This window comes from Methanohalobium sp., assembly GCF_046546175.1.
GTDB lineage: Archaea > Halobacteriota > Methanosarcinia > Methanosarcinales > Methanosarcinaceae > Methanohalobium.
The window spans coordinates 1-6,092 of the sequence record NZ_JBKGYF010000097.1 but is presented as its reverse complement, the minus strand read 5'-3'; the positions used below and the strand labels follow the sequence as shown (position 1 = coordinate 6,092).

At 34.5% G+C, this 6,092-nt stretch carries 5 protein-coding genes; 1 reads left to right on the top strand and 4 read right to left on the bottom strand.

Annotated features, from left to right (window positions below; genetic code table 11):
• Window positions 1–14 precede the first annotated feature (14 nt).
• Window positions 15–2,144, bottom strand: coding sequence for a PAS domain S-box protein (locus tag ACLFMM_RS08810; RefSeq protein WP_410808366.1), 2,130 nt, complete (start codon window positions 2,142–2,144; stop codon window positions 15–17).
• 409 nt (window positions 2,145–2,553) lie between these two features.
• Between ACLFMM_RS08810 and ACLFMM_RS08805 the strand changes: the two genes are divergently transcribed.
• A complete protein-coding gene (locus tag ACLFMM_RS08805) occupies window positions 2,554–3,303 on the top strand; it encodes a tryptophan-rich sensory protein (protein WP_410808365.1) in 750 nt (249 codons plus the stop codon).
• Here the strand turns inward: ACLFMM_RS08805 and ACLFMM_RS08800 are convergent.
• From ACLFMM_RS08800 to ACLFMM_RS08790, 3 genes are all read right to left on the bottom strand, one after another.
• Window positions 3,297–3,998, bottom strand: coding sequence for an AIM24 family protein (locus tag ACLFMM_RS08800; RefSeq protein ID WP_410808364.1), 702 nt, complete (start codon window positions 3,996–3,998; stop codon window positions 3,297–3,299). The two genes, ACLFMM_RS08805 and ACLFMM_RS08800, sit on opposite strands and share 7 nt — an antisense overlap.
• 114 nt (window positions 3,999–4,112) lie before the next feature.
• Complete coding sequence (locus ACLFMM_RS08795) at window positions 4,113–5,555, bottom strand: DUF4139 domain-containing protein (protein ID WP_410808363.1); 1,443 nt, start codon at window positions 5,553–5,555, stop codon at window positions 4,113–4,115.
• Between the two features lie 346 nt (window positions 5,556–5,901).
• The coding region (locus ACLFMM_RS08790; RefSeq protein WP_410808362.1) for a hypothetical protein at window positions 5,902–6,092 on the bottom strand (191 nt) is incomplete at its 5' end.

Below are 6,092 nucleotides of genomic sequence, written 5' to 3'. Positions count from 1 at the left end.
TTAAAAGTATAAAATTAACAATTAAACTCGATGACAAATTTAGTACCATTTATAGTGTCTACTTCAAGTTCACCATTAATCTGGTCGACAAGGCTATTTACTAACTGTAGACCAAGTGTATCTGGTTCTTCTATATCGATATCCTTTGAAAAGCCCTTACCATCATCAGCTACAATTAATTTACAAATTCCTTCTTCATTCTGATAAAGTCCAACATATACTTCACCTTGTTCATCACCAAAGTACGCATGTTTCAAAGAATTAGACAGTAGCTCATTGATGAGCATTCCAAATGGGATGAGGGCATCGATTCCAAGATATATGTCCTGAACATCAATGTTTATAGTAATGTTAGAACTACCATATAGGCCTGCCAAATGGTTAACAATATCCTCTACATAATCTTTTGAGTTCACATTTTCTAGTCCACTGGTTTGGTATAATTTGTTATGGACAAGAGACATTGATACTACACGATTTTGTGTATCTATGAACGCATCTTTGACTTCTTCATCTGTGAATTTTTCTGATTGAAGGTTGAGCAAACTTGATATAACCTGAAGATTATTTTTTATTCTGTGATGGAGTTCAAGTTCTCTTGTCCTTTCAGCATTTATGATATCCCTTGTCTGTTCCCGAGCACGATGTTCAAGCTCTCTGTTTATTTTTTCCAATTCTTCTGCATATTCCTGTAGTTTTTCTTCAGTTTTAACTTTCTCTGTGATATCATTGGCAACACTTATAATACCAATTATATCTCCACTGGTATTTCGAACTGGGTCCTTTTTAACATTCAATATCCTGTTTGTAAAGTTTACAGTTTCTTGATAATGTTTTCCGGTTTTTACAATCTCATTTATAGGGCAATTGTCACATATTTCTGATCTATTGTACAGCAGATTATAACAATACTGGCCTATCAAATCACTACCATTTAGACCTGTTAATTTAGTCGCTGCTTTATTACACCATAAAATCTTGCCTTCAAGATCATGATACACAACTATTTCCGAGGTAGAATCAAGGATAACCCTTTTTTCATATTCAGATTTTTCCAATTTCTCGTAGATTCGTTTCCTTTCAGTAATGTCCAGTGAGCTACCAACTATACCTATGACGTTTCCTTCTACGTCAAAATAAGGTACTTTGGATGTAAGAGCCCACTTTTTTTCACCTTTGGATGTAGTGTATGCTTCTTCAAAATTATAAACCGGTTTCCCGGATTCAATAACTGATGCGTCATCTGAACGGAATTTTTCTGCTTCGTTTTCTGGGAACAAATCAAAATCATTCTTGCCTTTTATATTTTCAACTGACAAACCTATTCCTTTGCAAAAAGCATCATTTGCTGTAAGATAATTCAATTCGTTGTCTTTTAAATATACATAGGCAGGTATGGATGACAACAGTGCCCTTTGTTCCTGCATTTTTCTTTGAATCAATATTTCTGCGTTTTTTCTCTCAGTTATGTCACGGGCCACACTAAGAACAGCTGTTTTTCCTCTATATCTAATCAAGGTTGAATTGATTTCTACCGGGATTTTATTACCATTATTTGTTACATGGACCGATTCAAACCTTTGTTTCCCATTTTCAGGGAGATTTAGAAGCTTAGCTTTAACTCCGTTTTCATTGTAAAGTCCATCTATATCCTTAACATGCATTGAAAGTATTTCTTGCTTGGTATAACCCAACCTTTTAACAGCAGTTTCATTAACATCAAGGATGTTACCTTCCAAATCACCTACAAAAAGAGCGTCTTCCATGTTGTTAAAAAGATAATTGAATTCATTTATTGTTCGTTGGAACTCATCTTTTAAGTTTTTATAGTCTGTGTTATCGTTAAAGATAGTTACAAATTTTCCTTTTTCGGGTGATATAGCAGATATTTTGAAATATTTACCAAGTGGTGGAAAATAAGTTTCAAAATATATTTGTTCACCGGTTTCAGCCACTTTTGCATATGTGGATAAGTAAGGAGGTTCACCTGTACCATAAATTTCTGAAGCCTTTTTCCCTGTTATTTCATCTTTTTTTAGACCTATGATCGATTCATAAGCAGGATTACAATCTATTATTAAGTAATCGACAGGATATCCTTTTTTATTATAGACGATTTCATAAATACAAACCCCTTCATTCATCGCCATATAGAGTGAATTTAATAAATTATCGGATATTTTGAAGCCCCCTGAATATCAAAAATCAGTACCATTTATGAGTAAATCAGTATTTAGTCATTTTGATAAATTATTGTTTATATCAAAAACATTAAGCAATATTTAGTATGTTGCAGTTTTTAGTCAGTAATATGGGTTAAATCCTTAATAGAATATATTATTGCCTTTGATGTTTTCATCGTTACATGAAACACTAAAAAATTGGTTTAATTGAATAGTAATGACGTAAATAAGAGAAAATATTTTAGATATATCTGAACTAAGAAAACTTTTATTACTTTTGATTGCAGAGTTTGTATATATTATGATGGGGGTACTATATGGAAAAACGACCGCATTGGTCAAGGTTATCGTGGTATTGACCTTTATGACAATGTTAATTGTAAATGTGCTGGCCAATATTCTGCCAATCAATGAAGTAACCACTGGGCAAGTTTCAGATTCCTTTCCTAACCTCTTTGCACCGGCAGGTCTGACCTTTTCAATATGGGGGCTCATATACCTATTGCTAGCAGGATATACACTTTACCATGTTGGACTTTTTCGGAATAACACAAAAAAATCCAAAACTGAACTATTCAATAAGATTGGAATATTATTCTCGGTATCATCTATAGCCAACGCAACTTGGGTTTTCTCATGGCATTATTACAAAATTCCATTAACCATGCTATTAATCGTTGTAATACTAATTTGCTTGATACTGATAAATAGATTGACAACTAATAAAAGGTTCTCTACAAAAGATTATCTCTTCATCAGGCTTCCATTCAGTGTATATTTTGGATGGATTACTATAGCAACCATTGCGAACGCAAATGTACTTCTAGTAAGCATCGGATGGGATTGGTTCGGTTTATCGGAGGTTATTTGGACAGTTGTGATACTTGCTGTAGGGCTTACAATTACAACCGTGACAATGATTAAAAACAGAGATGTAGCTTACGGGCTTGTTATTATTTGGGCATATGCAGGAATTTTGCTGAAGCACGTATCATCTGAAGGCTTTGGAACCCAATATCCTGTGATTATTGCTACAACAATAATTAGTATTACCTTATTGCTTCTTGCTGAAGCATATATTTTGACCTCAAAAAAGGAAGAGATAGTGTTTAATTACTGATTACCAACACTATTGTAGTATATTTCCTCATATGGTTGAACTACCACAAACCCATCGCCTTCAAATTTCATCTGAATGGATTCACCGCTTTCACGACCAATGAATGTTTTGAATGATACATCGGTATTTATGCTAGGATTAAGATTTTCTGACCATGCAACAGTTGTATCTGGATCGGTATATATTGGTTTATCTTTACTAACTTTAAATGTTAGCGGATCATAATGAGTAGTTATTGCAACCATTCCTTCACCTTCAACCTTAACATTGAAAAGTCCGCCTGAAACTGCTCCAGCGATACTTTTCATGGAATGTACATCCCAGTCAAGACCATCTTCAAAAGCCAAAAGGTCATTTGAATTGACAGTAATTGATTCACCTTTTAAATCAATGATAGATATTTTTTTACCATCCTCTGCAAAGTATGCTTGACCAGTACCCTGGGCTTTCATGAGTTCCATTTCTTCACCTGTAAGTTTACTTTTCAAAAGTTTACTGATTCCATGTTCAGTAATACCCTCTCTTTCAAACTTAATATCACCATGGTATGCAATCATGGAGCCGGTTTTAGCCCATACTTTATCATTTTCAAGGTTTGCAATTAGGATTCTACCACGTTCTAATCCGAATTTTTCTTCTGAATGGTCGGATTGTTTTGTCTGTTCAATAAATTCATTTACAGTATAGTTGGTCATTATAACTTCTCCTGACTATTATTTATATTTTGTACAAATTCATAAATTTATGCTTTAGTGTATGTTTATTATAAATATTTAATAAAAAATCGAAAACAGGTTCTAATAACCTGCTTATCTCTCCACTGATACACTACCGCTTGCAGATTCAGAGCCACTTACTACATCAGTACTGCTGGTCTCTCTCCCTTTAACCCTGGAATCAAATTTCTGTTCAATGGATTTGAAATTGATCTGCTTCTCACTGTTGGCATCAACTTCTATATCCCATATAACTTTGTCAACAAGTGTTTCGGTAGGTTCAACATTAGTATTAATTACCTCTCCATTAATCCATTGATGTTCCACAGTAACTTCTTTTGTCTCATCTGCATGGTTTGTAATGGTGATGTTAATATCCCTTGTAACATTATTCTGGTTCACCTGTTCATCTAAAACCTTTGTATTACCTTCAATATCATATGATTTTCCGAGATTTATTTCTACATCGTCACCTTCTGCAGTTCTTTCTACGGAATCACTGCCCACCATGATTTTCGAACCATTATAATCGCGGTATATACCTATTCTACCCTCTGGAAGGTCCTTCATATTGTTTTCAAACGTTAGCTGTTTAGATACGTTTCTGGTATGGTCACTATGAGCCGAACCCTTGTAGACGTAGCTAACATCTGTATCAACCGTACCGCTCATATAACTGATAGATTTTTGACTGTAGGAATCAATGGTTTGCAATCCCAAGTTATAAAGATTCACTCTTCCTACTTTCTGGGTTTCATCGAATATGGAGGACTTGATTGCATCAGCACCCGAACTCATAGAGTCCTCATATTCAGGTAAAATAACTCTACCACTTCTAACATCACCAGATATCAGGTTTATTTGTCCATCCAATATTTTACCACTTGGGTTTTGTATTACAATATCTCCTTCGAAATCGCTTTCAGATTGAACTCTATCATCCAACGTGAGTTCATATGAAGGATTCCAAGTCACTCCTTCAATCCTGTATCTAAGTTTAAAATCGTAAGTACCTTCTGTCTGAGCTCTTATTTTTGCTTCGACACTAGGAGCACTCTCATTTTCTTTAATCATGCGGTTGATATTTTCTCTGTTTATATAGGATATTCCTTCATCTGTATCCATTACAATGTTCATTCCCTCAGTACGGACTAATTCCCCTGTGATGTTTTGACCAGATGGGAAAACAACAGTTATCTCTTCACCAAGATTATCCTCAAAACCATTGGCTGTGTTTAATTTGATTTCTTCAACTTCAACATTTTCTGTGTTTAACGACTCAAGTTCGATATTTGATTCTGATAAACTGAGCCTATCAGTATCAAATGAACTGGGAGTATCGATGGATACCCACTGTGTCTCATCTTCTAAATCCATAGATACTTGTTTTTCTACAACTGCTCCCTGATGGGAATTATATATCATGTAATCCTCAACCTTTTCATCAGAAGCACCGTAAACCTGTATCGTTATTGATATTGCCAGCAATGCTATTAACGCAACACTTAGTATTGATTTTTTAATATTACCTTTCATATGTATCCCAATATACAATTCATGCAGTGAACTATAAAAAAATAGTTGTTTTGTTAGGTTGATACCTAACACTGTTTTCAGGTAATTTCATTAAATTTTGGATAAAATCATCAAGTGAACTATCACTTGGCTAAACAGGCTGTCCGACAATCCAATACTATCAATTTACTTTTTATCTATTAGATAAATAAATATGAATTATAGGTTAATTAATTTATTAACATGGCGTTCATTCAATCAACCAAAGACCAAACCTGGCTGATGCCGCCAGATATAAGATGAATGATTAGGACTAATAATTTATGTTACTTGGTAAAACCCTTTGTAGAATATATCTGCTTTAACATTAATTGTCGGACAGGCTGTAGAAACCGTTGGCTTTCACGTACCCCTGTTGCCCCACTTTCGTAATCTCTTTCCTGCAAACTGAACTGTTCAGTTCACCAGTTACAACGTCCATTGCATTGATAGCAGTTGGAGTCCTGATTCTTGCAGTCACACACCGAACAAGTGATAGAGCTATCAGGAATATAGGTG

Coding starts and splice junctions, on each gene's coding strand:
- ACLFMM_RS08810 (WP_410808366.1), bottom strand. CDS start 2,144: ATGAATGAAGGGGTTTGTATTTATGAAATCGTCTATAATAAAAAAGGA.
- ACLFMM_RS08805 (WP_410808365.1), top strand. CDS start 2,554: ATGTTAATTGTAAATGTGCTGGCCAATATTCTGCCAATCAATGAAGTA.
- ACLFMM_RS08800 (WP_410808364.1), bottom strand. CDS start 3,998: ATGACCAACTATACTGTAAATGAATTTATTGAACAGACAAAACAATCC.
- ACLFMM_RS08795 (WP_410808363.1), bottom strand. CDS start 5,555: ATGAAAGGTAATATTAAAAAATCAATACTAAGTGTTGCGTTAATAGCA.